This window comes from Sphingomonas sp. YR710, assembly GCF_900101455.1.
Taxonomy (GTDB): Bacteria; Pseudomonadota; Alphaproteobacteria; order Sphingomonadales; family Sphingomonadaceae; genus Rhizorhabdus.
In genome coordinates this window covers 1-15,424 of sequence record NZ_FMZJ01000028.1, presented here as the reverse complement: position 1 = coordinate 15,424, position 15,424 = coordinate 1, and the positions used below count along the sequence as shown (strand labels likewise).

Annotated in this window: 12 protein-coding genes and 2 pseudogenes; 8 read left to right on the top strand and 6 right to left on the bottom strand. The window is 64.2% G+C overall.

Translation table 11 applies throughout. The features are described from left to right. Positions 1-214: 214 nt before the first annotated feature. The 6 genes from BLS13_RS19845 (at position 215) to ppsA (ending at position 6,679) form a co-directional block, all read left to right on the top strand. Positions 215-1,018: a universal stress protein gene (locus tag BLS13_RS19845; protein ID WP_093454731.1), complete on the top strand. Its 804-nt coding sequence runs from the start codon at positions 215-217 to the stop codon at positions 1,016-1,018. 31 nt (positions 1,019-1,049) lie between these two features. Continuing rightward, positions 1,050-2,390, top strand: coding sequence for an erythromycin esterase family protein (locus BLS13_RS19840; RefSeq protein ID WP_093454729.1), 1,341 nt, complete (start codon positions 1,050-1,052; stop codon positions 2,388-2,390). Between the two features lie 2 nt (positions 2,391-2,392). After that, the gene (locus BLS13_RS19835; protein ID WP_256325995.1) at positions 2,393-3,088 is read left to right on the top strand and encodes a dienelactone hydrolase family protein; all 696 of its coding nucleotides are present in this window, start codon (positions 2,393-2,395) and stop codon (positions 3,086-3,088) included. Then, entirely contained in the window at positions 3,045-3,758 is a 714-nt protein-coding gene (locus BLS13_RS19830; RefSeq protein ID WP_371128228.1) for a phosphoribosyltransferase, read from the top strand. Before BLS13_RS19835 ends, BLS13_RS19830 begins: the two co-directional genes overlap by 44 nt. Positions 3,759-3,853: 95 nt before the next feature. Next, positions 3,854-4,150 carry a baeRF12 domain-containing protein gene (locus tag BLS13_RS19825; RefSeq protein ID WP_093454725.1) on the top strand — a complete coding sequence of 99 codons (297 nt, stop codon included), beginning with the start codon at positions 3,854-3,856 and terminating at the stop codon, positions 4,148-4,150. A gap of 105 nt (positions 4,151-4,255) precedes the next feature. Then, entirely contained in the window at positions 4,256-6,679 is a 2,424-nt protein-coding gene (ppsA, locus tag BLS13_RS19820) for a phosphoenolpyruvate synthase (protein WP_093454723.1), read from the top strand. Here ppsA and BLS13_RS19815 read toward each other — a convergent pair. Further along, complete coding sequence (locus BLS13_RS19815; protein WP_093454722.1) at positions 6,676-8,220, bottom strand: bifunctional aminoglycoside phosphotransferase/ATP-binding protein; 1,545 nt, start codon at positions 8,218-8,220, stop codon at positions 6,676-6,678. The two genes, ppsA and BLS13_RS19815, sit on opposite strands and share 4 nt — an antisense overlap. 4 nt (positions 8,221-8,224) lie before the next feature. Beyond that, positions 8,225-8,734 carry an Hsp20/alpha crystallin family protein gene (locus tag BLS13_RS19810; RefSeq protein WP_093454720.1) on the bottom strand — a complete coding sequence of 170 codons (510 nt, stop codon included), beginning with the start codon at positions 8,732-8,734 and terminating at the stop codon, positions 8,225-8,227. 416 nt (positions 8,735-9,150) lie between these two features. Here BLS13_RS19810 and ftsH point away from each other — a divergent pair, with 416 nt between their 5' ends. Together ftsH and BLS13_RS20525 are read left to right on the top strand one after the other, a co-directional pair. Next, positions 9,151-10,983, top strand: coding sequence for an ATP-dependent zinc metalloprotease FtsH (gene ftsH / locus BLS13_RS19805; protein WP_093454734.1), 1,833 nt, complete (start codon positions 9,151-9,153; stop codon positions 10,981-10,983). Between the two features lie 136 nt (positions 10,984-11,119). Further along, the gene (locus BLS13_RS20525; RefSeq protein WP_143012037.1) at positions 11,120-11,476 is read left to right on the top strand and encodes a hypothetical protein; all 357 of its coding nucleotides are present in this window, start codon (positions 11,120-11,122) and stop codon (positions 11,474-11,476) included. 156 nt (positions 11,477-11,632) lie between these two features. On the opposite strand, the gene BLS13_RS19800 is transcribed toward BLS13_RS20525, so the two are convergent. The 4 genes and pseudogenes from BLS13_RS19800 to BLS13_RS20915 all read right to left on the bottom strand — a co-directional run. Further along, a complete protein-coding gene (locus BLS13_RS19800) occupies positions 11,633-12,067 on the bottom strand; it encodes a ribbon-helix-helix protein, CopG family (protein WP_093454732.1) in 435 nt (144 codons plus the stop codon). 7 nt (positions 12,068-12,074) lie between these two features. Continuing rightward, the gene (locus BLS13_RS19795) at positions 12,075-14,063 is read right to left on the bottom strand and encodes a conjugal transfer protein TraG (protein ID WP_093454719.1); all 1,989 of its coding nucleotides are present in this window, start codon (positions 14,061-14,063) and stop codon (positions 12,075-12,077) included. A 31-nt stretch (positions 14,064-14,094) separates the two neighbouring features. Then, positions 14,095-15,339, bottom strand: a pseudogene (locus BLS13_RS19790) (relaxase/mobilization nuclease domain-containing protein); the annotation flags it as partial. Continuing rightward, positions 15,329-15,424, bottom strand: a pseudogene (locus tag BLS13_RS20915) (IS5/IS1182 family transposase); the annotation flags it as partial. The pseudogenes BLS13_RS19790 and BLS13_RS20915, both read right to left, overlap by 11 nt.

The following is a 15,424-nucleotide window of genomic DNA, read 5'->3' as shown; positions in this document are numbered from 1 at the left end:
GGCAAAGACTACCGGCATCAAGGTTCGCTATCGAAGGTTCTGACCCGCGCGGCACTGCAGATACGGAAATTCCCGTTTATGGGTTTACGACCTAGCTTTTCCCGGCCGCGTGATGGCAGGCCCCGTCAGTAACCTCACGTAGTGATCAATGGCCTGCCAGGCGTCATGGTGCCGTTGCGTCCCGCCTCAAGGCGATCACACGACGGAGGCTCACATGAAGAATGTTCTGCTGCTGATCCACGATGATGCGGGAGAGGAAGCGCGGCTGCAGGCCGCGCTCGACATCACCCGGGCGGTTTCGGGGCATCTCACCTGCTTGGATATCGTCCAACTGCCTTTGCTGGTCGGCGCCGATTACATGTTGGCCGATGCCGAGGTTGCGCTGCTGGCCAGCGTCCGCGAGCGGGAGGCCGAGAATCGCGGCCGGATCATGGCACGGTTGAAGGTTGAGGACGTTGCCTGGGATTGGGCGGATGCGACCGGCGATATCGCCGGCCTGCTGAAAGCCGAGGCCAGCCTGACCGATATCATCGTGCTCAACACGGCGTTTGCCGACCATGTTCCTCCCGACATGCGGGCGATCGTCTCGGATGTCGTCATGCGTGCCGGAAAGCCCGTCCTTGCCGTGCCGCAGGAAGCGCATGGCTTCGACGTTCGCGGGCAAGCACTGATTGCCTGGAACGGTGCCCCGGCTATCGCCGAAACGCTTCGCACGACGATCCCGCTTCTCGCGCTGGCGACGGGCGTCACGATCGTGGAAATCGGCCAAACCGAAGGACCGCCCGCGGAGGAAGCGGCAACCTATCTCTCACGCCACGGCATCCACGCGCGGATCGATCGCGAGGTTCCGCTGGAATGGACGGTGGGCGATGCGCTTCTCGCCACCTGCAGGGACAGGCTCCCTGCTTATTGCGTTATCGGTGCCTATGGCCATTCCCGCCTGCGCGAGCGGATGATCGGCGGCGTCACCCGGCGGATGCTAGCTGAAAGTCCGGTGCCAGTCGTCCTGGGTCATTGAGCAGCACCGAAAATCCCGAAAGGAGACTTCGATGGCGGATACGACACTGCACGATCGGATCGATCATGAGGCGCCTGCCGCGCTCATCGAAGCACTGCGGCGTCACGCCGAACCCTTGCCGTCGCCCGACCGTGCGGACGCGTTCGGTGCCTTTTTTGATCGTTTTGGGGACGCACGTGTGATCCTGCTGGGTGAGGCGACGCACGGAACCTCCGAATTCTATCGCGCGCGGGCCGCGATCACGCGCCGGCTGATCACGCATCACGGATTCACCATTGTCGCGGTCGAAGCCGACTGGCCGGACGCGGCGCAGATCGACGATTATGTGCGACACCAGGCACCTCGCCCCCGGCGAGGCGACTCTTTCATACGCTTCCCGACCTGGATGTGGCGTAATATCGAGGTGCTGGAATTCGCTGACTGGATGCGCCATCACAATGCGCCGCTGCCGGAAGCTCGGCGCGCCTCCTTCCATGGTCTCGATGTCTATAGTCTCAGCGAATCGATCCATGCTGTGCTCACCTTTCTCGACAAGGTCGATCCCGCGGCTGCGGTGGATGCGCGCCATCGGTACGGTTGTCTGACGCCCTGGCAGGATGATCCTGCCCATTATGGCCGCGCCGTCGTTCATGGTGGTCGGCCGAGCTGCGAGGAGCGGGCGATCCTGCAGCTCCGGGAACTTCTGGCCCACCGGCTGGACTATCTGCGCGGAGACGGCGAAGCCTGGTTCGACGCGATGCAGAATGCGCGCATCGTGCGCGCCGCCGAACGCTATTATCGTGCGATGTATCGTAGCTCGACCGAGAGCTGGAATTTGCGCGACCGGCACATGTTCGAGACCTTGCAGGCGCTGCTCGCGCACCGCGGCGACGGCGCCAAGGCGGTGGTGTGGGCGCATAACAGCCATGTCGGCAACGCAGCCGCTACGGCGATGGGCTGGCAGGGCGAGTTCAATATCGGCGAACTCTGCCGCATGGCACATGGTGACGACATGGTCTCGATCGGCTTCGGCACCGATACGGGTACGGTCGCGGCGGCCAGCGACTGGGGCGCCGACATGCAGATCAAGACGGTGCGGCCGGCCCGCGCCGACAGTTATGAGCATGCCTTCCGGTCAACCGGGCTCGCCCGCACGCTGACCGACTGGCGCACCAGAAACCATGATCTGGTTGAACAGCTGCGCACGCCGATGCTCGAACGCGCGATCGGCGTGGTCTATCGCCCCGAGACCGAGCGCTTCAGCCACTATTTCGAAGCAGTGCTGGCCGAACAGTTCGACGCCTGGGTATGGTTCGAACAGACGACAGCGGTCACGCCGCTCGGGCATGAACGGCCGCACGGAGCGCCTGAAACCTGGCCGTTCGGGCTATGACCGTGGCGGTTTCCCTTATCGGTGATCCGATCCCCGTCACGATCCACCCGGATGGCCTGAAGGGCCTGCTCGGTGTCCCCGATGCGGCGAAAGGCCTCGTCATCTTCGCCCATGGCAGCGGTAGCGGACGGCTGAGCCCACGCAACAACCATGTTGCGCGCGGTCTGCGCGAGGCGGGGCTGGCAACGTTGCTCATCGATCTGCTGACCCCCGCCGAGGAGCAGGAGCGCGCCAATATTTTCGACATGGCCCTGCTGGCATCCCGGTTGATGGACGCGACCGAATGGGCGGATCGGCTCCCTGAACTTGCGGCGCTGCCCATCGGATATTTCGGCGCGAGCACCGGCGCCGGTGCGGCATTGCTGGCTGCATCACGCGCCGATGGCCGAATCGCTGCGGTCGTGTCGCGTGGCGGCCGGCCAGATCTGGCGGGTTCCGCGGCACTTGCGCTGGTGCGCGCGCCGACCTTGCTGATCGTCGGCGGCCGGGACCTACCGGTGATCGACCTCAACCGGACCGCGCAGCGCCATCTGCACGTCGAAAACAAGCTCGTGATTGTGCCCGGCGCGACGCATCTCTTCGAGGAGCCGGGGACGCTCGATCAGGTGATCGATCATGCCGCGCGCTGGTTCCTCTCACATTTTATCCAACGTAATGGGGATGACCGCCATGTTTCGAGAACGTCCCGATTTTCATGACCGGCGGGAAGCAGGTCGGCATCTAGCGGCAAGACTCGCGCATGTCGCGCCCGCTCGGCCGCTCGTGCTGGCGCTGCCGCGTGGAGGTGTCCCGGTGGCTTTTGAGGTTGCCCAGGCGCTGGATGCCGAGCTTGACCTGCTGTTCGTGCGCAAGCTCGGAGCGCCGGGCTATGAGGAACTCGGGATCGGCGCAGTGGTCGACGGTGCCGATCCCCAACTTGTCCTCAACGAGGATGTGGTTCGTCAACTGGCGCCCAGCCCGCATTATATCCGGACCGAGATGCAGCGGCAGCTCCGCGAAATCGAGAGGCGGCGGAAGACCTATCTGGGCAATGCCCTGCCGATCGAGGCTGCCGGGCGCACCGTGATCGTCGTCGACGACGGAATCGCAACCGGTGGCACGGTCAAGGCCGCGCTCAAGGGCCTGCGCAAGGTTCATCCGGCGCGGCTGATCCTGGCCGTGCCGGTAGCACCGGCCGACAGCCTCGCCGAGCTTATGGGCGATTGCGACGAGATCGTGTGCCTTTCCCGGCCCAGTCCCTTTTACGCCGTCGGCGCTCATTATGCCGAGTTCGACCAGACCAGCGATGAGGAGGTGATCCGGCTGCTCTGTGAGGCATGCCGCTTTGGTCACGCGCCAAAGCCGCTCGGCGCATCCCTTCCCTCATGAGCTAAGGATAGTGATCGATGTTGATCCCCCACGGAACCCTGATCCTGGCCGTCGACGGCGGAAACTGAAGAACCCGGCAAGCCACGTGATGGAAGATGATTCCCCCCGGTCGCAGCTTTTCGAGTGTCGGCCCAGGCCGCAGCGCCTTTGACGCGCCGGACCTTCACCAGCGTCGCGAAAATCGTTTCGGGCATGAAGCGCTGGAACTGATTTCGTCAATGGCAGGCGCGGAGACGCCCGTTATCCTGATCGCGCCTCCCCATATGCTTGGTGAGATTCGGGCCGAGCAAAATCCGAAGTTCGAACAGCGCATCCTTGCCGAGATCAACAAGGATTTTGCGCAGCGTAGCGCGGCCGACATTCTGGAAATGCTGCGGGAATATCAGCCGTGAAAGGCCTGCACTATCCGGCCTGCCGAGCATACGTATAGCTACGGATTCTGTTTGCTTGGCCCGAGGTTAGCCTGATCATCCCAACAATAAGAAGGCAATCGGGCGATGATCGGCAAGGACGCAAGGCAATGGGTTCGCGGCTTCGACGAAATTGACCTCGATGATATCGCCCTGGTGGGCGGCAAGAATGCGTCGCTTGGCGAACTGCGTCATGCGCTCGGTGAACAGGCCGCGGTGCCGGACGGGTTTGCGATCACCGCCGATGCCTATCGCGCGATCATCGCTGAAAACGATCTCGGTCCGAAGATGGCGGCGATCCTTGCCGCGACCGAGTGGGGGGATTCCGCAAAGGCCGGCCAGGCGGCGCACCTGCTGCGGCAGATGATCGTCGAGGCACGGTGGCCCGATGGCTTGTCCGATATCGTGGAGCAGGCCTATCGGCGGCTCGGTGGCGGTCGGGCCGTATCGGTCGCGGTGCGCAGCAGCGCCACCGCCGAAGATCTGCCGGGGGCATCGTTCGCCGGCCTGCATCAAAGCTTCCTTAATGCGCGCGGCGCAAGCGCGCTCGAGGCTGCGGCGCGCAACTGCCTGGCGTCGCTGTTCACCGAGCGTGCGATTTCCTACCGGATAACGAAGGGTTTCGCGCATGAAAGTGTCGCGCTGTCGGTCGGCATCCAGCTTATGGTCGATGCCAGTGCCGCTGCGTCAGGGGTAATCTTCACGCTCGATACCGAAAGCGGCTGCCGCGACGTGGTGATGATCACCGGTGTGCTCGGCCTCGGCGAGACCATCGTCCAGGGTATCGCAGATCCCGACGAATATCTGGTGCATAAGCCGACCTACCGCCTCGGCCACCGCATGGTGCTGCGTCACCGGATCGGCGCTAAACAGGTTCGCATGATCCGTAGCGGCGATGGCGTGCGGCTGGTGAAACCTCTCCGCGCGGCGAGGGCCGCGCCCTGTCTCGACGATGCGGAGATCCTCGCGCTGGCCGAACAGGCCATGGCGATCGAGGCGCATTACAGCCATCGTGCCGGCCAGGATACGCCGATGGACATCGAATGGGCCAAGGATGGACCGAGCGGACGGCTGTTCATCATCCAGGCCCGGCCCGAGACAGTTCACGCGGGAGCCGTGGCAGCTGACGCACTGCGCTACAGGCTCGACGAAGACGGCCCGGTGATCGCGACCGGCCAGGCGGTGGGCGAGCGCATTGCCGCTGGCCCGGTCCGTATCGTCCATGACGCCGACGGCCTGGCGACGGTGAGGCCAGGCGATATCCTGGTCGCCGAAACCACTTCGCCCGACTGGGAACCGGTGATGCGACGTGCGTCCGCGATCGTCACCGAACATGGTGGTCGTACCTGTCACGCCGCGATCATCGCCCGCGAACTGGGCATTCCGGCCGTGGTTGGCGTGGCCGACGCACGGGCAAAGCTGCCTCATGGTGGGATCGTGACCGTTTCCTGCGCCGAGGGCGAAACCGGGCGGATACGCAAGGGCCGGCTGGCATTCACCGCACAACCCGTCGTCGTCGCCGGCAACCGGCCGGAACGCCCCAGGCTGCTGGTCAATGTCGGCGATCCCGCCAAGGCGTTCCGAACGGCAGCGTTGCCGGTCGACGGCGTCGGTCTCGCCCGGATCGAATTCATCATCACCCAGGCGATCGGCATCCATCCGATGGCATTGGTTGCACCCGACCGCGTCACGGACGGACGCGTTCGTCTGCGTATCGAAGCGTTGATTGCCGGTTATCGCGACGGTGCGGATTATTTCGTCACGCGACTGGCCGAGGGAGTGGCCGTGATCGCCGCCGCCTTCTATCCGCGTCCGGTCATCGTCCGGACGTCGGACTTCAAGAGCAACGAATATCGCGCGCTGCTGGGTGGTGCCGATTTCGAGGCGATGGAGGACAATCCGATGATCGGTTTCCGCGGCGCCTCGCGCTATGTTCATCCCGCTTATGCGCCGGCCTTTGCGCTTGAATGTCAGGCGCTTGCCCGGGTGCGCGACACGATGGGGTTCGGTAATGTCGTCGTCATGATCCCATTCTGCCGCCGGATCGACGAAGCGACGCATGTGCTGGCGGCGATGGCGGAATACGGCCTTGAGCGCGGACGCAACGGCCTGAAAATCTATGCCATGGCGGAGATTCCCAGCAATGCACTCTCGATCGATGCCTTTGCCGAACTGTTCGACGGCTTCTCGATCGGTTCCAACGACCTCACCCAGTTGACGCTTGGCGTCGACCGCGATTCCGCGATCCTGGCCGCGGATTTCGACGAACAGGATCCGGCGGTGTTGCGGTTGATCGAGGAGGTGATCGCGGGTGCCCATCGGCATGATCGGCCGTGCGGTCTGTGTGGTCAGGCGCCGTCGGATCGGCCGGCCTTTGCCGACTGGCTGATCGCGCGCGATATCGACAGCATCAGCCTGAATCCCGACAGCGTCCCTGGCTTCCTCGCGCGGCGGACGACATCTGTCGATATCGTGATCGAAAAGGCGCGGGTTGTGGAGCCGGCGGCCTAAACTTCGAGTTTCGCTTCGGCCTCGTCGGCAACTTCGGCCAGCGATCGATCGGCATTGATGGTTTGCCAGTTCCCCAGATCGCCGATCTCGATCCGCGACTGCGCCTTGGCCACAGTCGCGTCGGCATCGGACGCATCGGCTTCGCGCCGCTCGATTCGTGCGATTCTCGTACCGCCGGCAGCTTCAAGCCACAGGCCGTCGAAAGCGACGCCCGCTTGTCGTGCCACGGCTTCGATCCTGTCCCGCTGGTCGCGCCGTGCGAATACGGCGTCGATGATCGCTGCCTGACCATAAGCGAGCATCGCGGATGCCGCTTGGTTCGCTGCAGCATAAACATGCAACGCCGCAGCAGCGGAATAGCCGTCTTTCGGGAGACGCGTTTCGGGCGGGACGCCGGCCAGCCGTTTGCGCAGCACGTCGCTGCGGACGATCCGCGCGCCGGGCGGGCGCCCGATATCGCCTGCAAGGCGCCGCGCGACGCTGGACTTCCCCGTGCCCGAAAGTCCGCCGATCGCCACCAGCCGGGCCGGTACGGGTGTTAGCAAGGCAAGCGCGAGATCGAGATAGGAGCGGGCTTTCTGCGCGATGGTCCGCTCCCCGTTCGTGCGCATGCTCTGTGCCGCCAGGACGTGCGCACGGATGGTCGCACGAACCGAGAGGAACAACGGCATCAGTGCGATACCGCTCTCGTCCGCCGGAGAAAGATCGAGATAGCGATTGAAGACGATATTCGCTTCGGTGCGGAGGTTGCGGTGCCACAGGTCCATCAGCAGGAAGGCAAGATCGTACAGCACGTCGATCGTGGCCAGTTCGACGCTGAATTCCAGGCAGTCGAACAGGGTCGGCTCGCCATCGATCAAAGCGATATTGGCGAGGTGCAGATCGCCATGTACGTGGCGGATGCGACCGGCATGCGCGCGCGCATCGAGCAGGGACGCACGCTCATCGATCAGTTGGAGTTGCCGCCGGCAGAGGCATGCGGCCTGTCCCGGATCGAGTATCTCGGGAAAGGTTGCCATGCTGGCAATATTGCCTTCGACGATATGGCGAAACGATGCGGCTCCCGTCGCACTCGATATCGCGTCGACGGCGGCATGAAAGGAACGGATGCGATCGGCCAGTCGTGTCAGTAGTTGCTGGTCGAGCTGCCCATGATCCGCTTTGTCGGCGAGCAACGCATCATCAGGAAAGCGCCGCATCTCAAGCAGCCAGTCGATCGTCTCGCCCGCGCCGTCGATGGAGAGGCGGCCATCGGCGCGGGTGATGCGATGGAGTGCTCGATACAGGTCCGGCGCGGTTCGGCGATTGAGGCGAAGTTCCGCCTCCAGCGTGTCGCGCCGCTTGTCCGGCGTCGAGAAGTCGAGATATCCGAAATTTATGGCGCGTTTCAGTTTCCACGCGCGATCACCTGCGAGAAAGACGCTCGCGGCGTGGGTATCGACACGCTTCGGAAGCGCGCCAAAGGTGTCGCTCCGTTGAAGGAAAGCGACGACATCGGCCTGAGGGTCCGGCGTGCCGGCGGCAGGCGATGCCGTCGCCACGGCTTCAGGCCTTTTCGATTTCGATCTTGCGGGTGCGCGCGGCGGCCTTTTCGTCCTTCGCCATTGTCACCGTCAGTACCCCATCCTTGAACTGGGCTTTGATGGCGTCGGGATCGACATCGGCAGGAAGCGCGATCTGACGCTGAAAGGAGCCATAGCGGCGCTCGCTGAGCATGAAGCCCTTCTCCTTGCGCTCGGACTCTTCCTTCTTCTCGCCCGAAATGCTCAGTACACCGTCTGCGACACCGATTTCGATATCCTTTTCATCAAGGCCGGGCAGCTCGGCGGTGAGACGATAGGCCTTTTCGTCATCCACCATGTCGAGTGCGGGCACCGGCGCCAGAGCAGTGCGGGGCGCGAAGCCGAATAGGCTGCGGCCGGGTGTGCCGAAATCATCGAACAGGCGATCGATTTCAGAGCGCAGCCAGCCGACGGGCTCACTGATCTGAGTCGCGAGATCGCGGAGTGACGCCGGACGGGCCTTGGCTACAGGGACATTGGTCACATCATTCATCTTGCTTCTCCTTGGATAGGGTGACCCGGTGTTACGGGAACACGGTCGTCAAGCTGCCGACCCACCCGGCGGCTTTTCAAGAATCGCGCTGCGGAAATCTCGCCGGCCGAGTCAGATCCAAGCTAGGGCGGTGGCCGACCATGCCATATTGGGAAGTCTACCTACTTGCCCGGCCGGCGTGCGGTCGGGACCGAAAGGACGTCAATTTGCCTGACAGTGCCGAAAGGGGCGCTGGCAGAGGCTACTGCAACCGACGGTTCCGGCTTTGCGGGGGAACACGTATATCGCGGGCGGCCTATGTGCCTATGAACACCACCATGAGCGCGCGCCAAAGATCGCAGCCGAAGCGGCCCAGCCTGTTGACCCGCATTTTCGGGGCCGGTCCCGCGCCCGAAAACGTCGCCAATCGCTCGGCGATGAAGTCTGGACGGAAAAATCCGCCCAGCAGGCAATCCCGCTTCCGATATCTGACGGTGCTCGCATTGTTCGGGCTTCTTGTGTCGCAGCTGTTTTTCAGTGGCCAAGGCGCCCGGACGATACCCTATAGCGAGTTCCTGCAGAATCTTCGCAACGGCCGGATCGCCGAGCTCAACCTGTCCGAGACATCGATTCAGGGCAGATATACGGCACCGGATGCAAGTGGCCGGATCGCGTTCGTGACGGCGCGTGTCGATCCCGCGTTCGCTGCCGAACTCGATCGTTATCATGTGCGATTCAGCGGCGATCCCGGTGGCGGTTGGCTGGGCGCAACGCTGTCCTGGGTTGGCCCGGTCCTGCTTTGGGTGGGGATCTGGTGGTTCATGATGCGTGGGTCGGCGCAACAGGGCGCTGGCGGCCTGCTCGCGATCGGCAAGAGCCGGGTGAAGCTTTATCTCGAATCCGACACCGGCATAACCTTCGATGACGTGGCCGGCGTCGACGAAGCCAAGGCTGAACTGCGCGAGGTCGTGGCCTTCCTCAAAGATCCCGTCAGCTACGGGCGCCTCGGCGCTCGGATGCCCAAAGGCGTGCTGCTCGTTGGTCCTCCCGGCACCGGCAAGACGCTTCTCGCCAAGGCGGTGGCGGGGGAGGCCGGCGTCCCCTTCTTCTCCATCTCCGGTTCGGAGTTCGTCGAAATGTTCGTTGGCGTCGGTGCCGCCCGCGTCCGCGATCTGTTCGAGCAGGCGCACAAGCAGGCGCCCTGCATCATCTTCATCGACGAACTCGACGCGCTGGGTGCGGCGCGGGGCCTTTCGGCGCTCGGCGGCCATGACGAGAAGGAGCAGACGCTCGATCAACTGCTCGCCGAGATGGATGGCTTCGATACCCGTAGCGGGGTCGTCATTCTGGCGGCGACGAACCGACCCGAGATCCTCGATCCAGCCTTGTTGCGCGCGGGCCGCTTCGATCGGCACGTGCTCGTCGATCGGCCCGACCGAACGGGCCGTGCCCAGATTTTGAAGGTGCATCTGCGCGGGACGAAGGCGGGGGCTGACGTCGATCCGGACAAAATCGCCGGCCTCACGCCTGGATTCACCGGGGCGGATCTCGCCAATCTGGTGAATGAGGCGGCGCTCCACGCTACGCGACGCGACGCCGAAAGCGTCGCGATGGAGGATTTTATTGCAGGCGTCGAACGTATCGTTGCCGGGCTGGAGCAGCATGGCCGGCTGATGAACCCGAAAGAACGCCGCACCGTTGCCCGACATGAAATGGGTCATGCCCTGGTGGCGTTGAGCCTGCCCGGCGCGGATCCGGTGCACAAGGTCTCGATCGTTCCACATGGTATGGGGACGCTGGGTTATACGATGCAGCGGCCGATCGAGGACCGCTTCATCCTCAATCGCGGTGAACTGGCCGACCGGCTGGCGGTTCTTTTCGGCGGGAGGGCGGCCGAGATCGTTACTGGCGGCGATCTGTCGACCGGTGCCGCCGACGATCTCGCCAAGGCGACAGACATGGCGCGGGCCATGGTCCTCAGGTATGGCATGTCGGAGAAATTGGGTCATGTCGTCTATGATGATCAGACCCGCCCTTATCTCGACCATCTGAACGAGCCGCGCGTCGCCCAGACCCGCGAGCATAGTGAAATGACCGCGGCGCTGATCGACAGCGAGGTTCGCTCCCTCCTCCAGCACGCTTTCGAGAAGGCGTCGCAGATCCTCTCGGAGCGAAGCGGGGCATTGGAAGCCGGTGCGGCGTTACTGGTCGAGCGTGAGACTCTCGACGAGCAAGATTTGCTTCAATTTTTGCCGAGCCATGAACGGTAGCCGGCAGTGTCCGGGTGCCGTTGGACAAATCCACGGCCTCAGTCGGATCCGGGTAACATCACGTAATGCCTCGAACTGACTTCGCTGCCACCAATTGAAGAGGCGGCGCTAAGCCGTTGCATCCAAGGATATCGCCATGACTTCGCCATTTGTCGCATTACGCGGATCCCTGCTTTTGCTCGCCAGCGTTGCCGCACCAGCCTTAACTCAAATTCCGTTGAGATGGGCCACACATGGAATTAGTCGCGCCGAACAGGAGGTGCTTCACCCACTCATCCAGTCGATGCTCCGAGACGGCACGGTGGGAGAGGTTCGTGTCTGGCGTTCGGTCGACGGCAAGACAGGAAAGGTAACACTCTTAGATGGCGGTGAACGGGCCGGATCGTTCGAGGCGCATGTGCGCATAACGTTGATCAGCCATGGGCATGAGCGGCCGTTCTTTACGTTCTACTATCGCCACGATCCCAAGCGCGGATGGGGAGTAGCCGGCTGAATTGCTGCAACGCTGGTTGAGGCTCATTCAAGGCGACGAGGATGCGGCAAGCGCAACGCTTATGGCGTTGCCGAGCACGATGTCGGTTTTGAGGTCATGTGGGGGACCAGTTGGCCGGTCGGCAACCTGTGTAAACCGCATCATGCCCGTACCTCCTTACCGCGGAGTCATTGCCTTGGGTACGTCCTCCGATATCTCCTGACGCAGCTTCGGTCCCTTCGCGAGGCGGCGGCCGAGCGCCGCGACGAAAGCGTCGTATCGCTGGCCGGCCTGAGCACGCGCGGCGGTCTGCGCCGGCTCCGGCAATGGCGGATTGGTCGTCAACCAGAAACGGACGAAGACAGCCAGCATTTCGACGGAGATGCCGAGATCGCGTTCCATAGGTGTCATACGCCGATCGAGCTGGTCGAGACGCCTGGTGGTCGCGGCTTCCTGGCGTTCGGCGGCGTCGGGCGACAGGAAGGACGCGATGGCGGCTTCGGCAATCAGTGAGCGGGATTGATCGCGCCGCGCGGCGTAGGCGGCCAGCGCCTTCATGACGCCCGGATCGAGATAGACCGACAGGCGCTGCTTTTTTGATGGCTTCGTCATCGACGCATCACAGGTCCATGCCATCATTGGGGTCGAGCGAGACCTGCCGCGCGAGGCCCTGCATGATCTGGTTCATTCGGCTCATCCGGGCGCTGTCGTGTTCCTCGTCGTCGTCCAGATCGGCGGCGAACTCATTGTCGATCGGCGCCTTTTTCTCGACGGTCCCGGCCTTTTCGAGTTCGGGCTGGTGGCGGCGCTCCGAGCCGGTCGGGTCCTCATCGGCGCTCTGGCCTTGCTTCGCGGCGGGATCCTCGATGTGCGGTCGCGGCGGCAACGGCAGGTCGCTCCAGTCGTCGGGCTTGGCTCCTGCCGCCACCGCAAGCGGCGGTGGCGGCAGGATGCGCTCCTGAAACCGACGATCCTCGAAGTAGCGAGCCTTCTTCGCCCGGATCGGCGGTGTGCCCGCCACCATGATGATTTCGTCCGCCGGCGGGAGCTGCATGACCTCACCTGGTGTCAACAGCGGCCGTGCGGTCTCCGAGCGCGAGACCATCAGATGGCCGAGCCAGGGACTGAGCCTGTGCCCGGCATAGTTCCGCATCGCTCGCATCTCGATCGCGGTGCCGAGCGCATCGGAGACGCGCCTGGCGGTCCGCTCGTCGTTGGTCGCGAAGCTGACCCGCACGTGGCAATTGTCGAGGATCGAGTTGTTCGGCCCATAGGCCTTTTCGATCTGGTTCAGCGACTGCGCGATCAGGAAGCTCTTCAGGCCGTAGCCGGCCATGAAGGCCAGCGCGGATTCGAAGAAGTCGAGGCGGCCGAGGGCCGGGAACTCGTCGAGCATGAGGAGAAGCCGGTGCCGCCCGCTTTTGGCGTGCAGATCCTCGGTCAATCGCCGGCCGACCTGATTGAGGATCAGCCGGATCAGCGGCTTGGTGCGCGCGATGTCGGAGGGTGGGACCACGAGGTAGAGTGTCGCCGGCCGCGTGCCGCCGACGATGTCGGCGATGCGCCAGTCGCAGCGGCGGGTGACAGCCGCCACGACGGGGTCGCGGTAGAGCCCGAGAAAGGACATGGCGGTCGACAGCACGCCAGAGCGCTCGTTATCCGATTTGTTCAGCAATTCGCGGGCGGCGGAGGCTATGACCGGGTGGGGTCCGGCCTCGCCGAGATGGGCGGTCTTCATCATGGCGGCCAGCGTCGACTCGATCGGTCGCTTCGGATCGGACAGGAAGGAGGCAACGCCAGCGAGCGTCTTGTCGGCCTCGGCATAGAGGACGTGCAGGATGGCCCCGACCAGGAGCGCGTGGCTGGTCTTCTCCCAATGGTTGCGCTTGTCCAGGCTCCCTTCGGGATCGACGAGGATGTCGGCGATGTTCTGAACGTCGCGAACTTCCCATTCGCCGCGGCGGACTTCGAGCAGCGGATTGTAGGCGGCCGACTTCGCTTCGGTCGGGTCGAAGAGCAGCACCCGGCCATGGCGTGCGCGGAATCCGGCCGTGAGGTGCCAGTTCTCGCCCTTGATATCGTGGACGATGGCGGAGCCCGGCCAGGTCAAGAGCGATGGCACCACGAGGCCGACGCCCTTGCCGGAGCGGGTCGGCGCGAAGCACAGCACATGCTCGGGTCCGTCGTGGCGGAGATAGGAGCGATCGAGCATGCCGAGCACGACGCCGTCGGGCCCGAGCAGCCCGGCCGATTTCACTTCGTCGGGCCGGGCCCAGCGGGCCGAACCGAAGGTCTCGGCGTTCTTGGCCTCGCGGGCGCGCCACACCGACATGCCGATCGCCACCGCGATCGCGATGAAGCCGCCGGATGCGGCGATATAGGCGCCTTCGACGAAGATCGGCGGCGCGTAGGCATCGTAGAAATACCACCACCAGAAGAAGGCGGGCGGATAATATATGGGCCAGCCGAGCAGCTCGAACCATGGTCGGCCGAGCTGCGGCTGAAAGCCGAGCTGCCACGCCGTCCACTGCGTCGCGGACCAGGTCGTGGTGAGCACGATCAGAAGAACAACGAGGATCTGACCCCAGAGGATCTTGGTGGCGGACATTGCGGCGTCCCTTCTTCGTGAAGTGTGGTGATCACAGGCCGAGCCCGCGTTTGCGGCCGAAACTCCAGTCGATGCCGCCGTCGCCGCGCGCGAGGCCAGAGACATGGCGGCCGAGCTGCTTTTCGAGTGAGGGGGACCAGGGCACGAGCTGGAATCCGAGCCCATCGTCGATCATCGCGAACCGGCCGGAGGCAAGTTTGAAGCGCCGCCGGTAGGTGCCGGCGACATATTCGCCGGTCGCGGCGCGGGTCAGCGGTCGTCCGCTCTCCGATGCCAGCTTCTCGCCGAGTGCGTCCAGTTCGCGCCGGCGCAGGGTCTCGATGAGATTGCGGCTGAAGCTGACCCCGTGTCCCTGACGCTCGGCGAGGCCTTGCCCGATCAAATGTTCGGCGCGCCGATCCAGGGCCTCACGCACCTCCGCGCCGAAGCCGCCACCACCAAGGGCGACCGGCTCGCGGGCAATGGCCTGACGGTCGAGCCAGGTGGCGCCGGTCGCCATGATCTGCCGCTCGATCGAAAGGTCCGAGCGCACCGCCAGTGCGACGCGCCGCCGGCCCTGCGCGTCGTCGAACTTGCGCAGTTCGACGATGGAGCCAGGCGTGCCGTCGCCGGCGGTATCGAGATCGGGCAGCTTGATGTGGTGGGTCCGCCCGTCGGCGCCGTCGACGACAGCATAAGCCGTGCCCTTCAGCTCGTCGTCGAGCCCATAGGCGACCAGGCGGCCGATGACGGGATCGTCGAGACTCTCGCCGGCCAGCACATAATTGGCCGCGCCGCGCTCGATACCCCGCTCGGTCAGGCCGCGATGAATGCGCTTGATGATGTCGCCGCGTTCGCCCAGCTCGCGTAGTGTCGCCTCGGCATTATCCGACATGGCCCATTGGCCGGGGCCGATCTGGTCGGCGAGACCGAGCGATTCGAGTTTGCGCAGACGCCCCACCTTGAGTGCTTGGAACTCGTCGGGTTCGCTGTGGGCATGCGGCGCGAGATCGATGACGCCGGAGCGGGTGCTGTCGCGGGCGAGCTGCCGATCGAGGCTGCTCCAGCGCTCGGCGGCTATCTGGCGTTCGAGCGTGCGGCGGATCTCCTGATCGGTGCGGGGGCCGAGCTCCTGAGTGATCAGATCCCTCGCCCGATCGCGCATGCCCTCCTTGATATAGTCGCGCGAGATGACGAGGTTTTCGCCGTCCTCGCGCACACCACGCACGATCAGGTGGACGTGCGGATGCTCGGTGTTCCAGTGATCGACGCCGACCCAGTCGAGCCTAGGTCGTAGACTCATAAGCGCGCAGCCACAGCCGCATTGAGGCGAGCTGGACCATGGCGAGGAAGTTGGCCGCGAGCTTGTCATAGCGGGTGGC

Coding starts and splice junctions, on each gene's coding strand:
- BLS13_RS19845 (WP_093454731.1), top strand. CDS start 215: ATGAAGAATGTTCTGCTGCTGATCCACGATGATGCGGGAGAGGAAGCG.
- BLS13_RS19840 (WP_093454729.1), top strand. CDS start 1,050: ATGGCGGATACGACACTGCACGATCGGATCGATCATGAGGCGCCTGCC.
- BLS13_RS19830 (WP_371128228.1), top strand. CDS start 3,045: ATGGGGATGACCGCCATGTTTCGAGAACGTCCCGATTTTCATGACCGG.
- BLS13_RS19825 (WP_093454725.1), top strand. CDS start 3,854: ATGATTCCCCCCGGTCGCAGCTTTTCGAGTGTCGGCCCAGGCCGCAGC.
- ppsA (WP_093454723.1), top strand. CDS start 4,256: ATGATCGGCAAGGACGCAAGGCAATGGGTTCGCGGCTTCGACGAAATT.
- BLS13_RS19810 (WP_093454720.1), bottom strand. CDS start 8,734: ATGAATGATGTGACCAATGTCCCTGTAGCCAAGGCCCGTCCGGCGTCA.
- ftsH (WP_093454734.1), top strand. CDS start 9,151: ATGAAGTCTGGACGGAAAAATCCGCCCAGCAGGCAATCCCGCTTCCGA.
- BLS13_RS20525 (WP_143012037.1), top strand. CDS start 11,120: ATGACTTCGCCATTTGTCGCATTACGCGGATCCCTGCTTTTGCTCGCC.
- BLS13_RS19800 (WP_093454732.1), bottom strand. CDS start 12,067: ATGACGAAGCCATCAAAAAAGCAGCGCCTGTCGGTCTATCTCGATCCG.
- BLS13_RS19795 (WP_093454719.1), bottom strand. CDS start 14,063: ATGTCCGCCACCAAGATCCTCTGGGGTCAGATCCTCGTTGTTCTTCTG.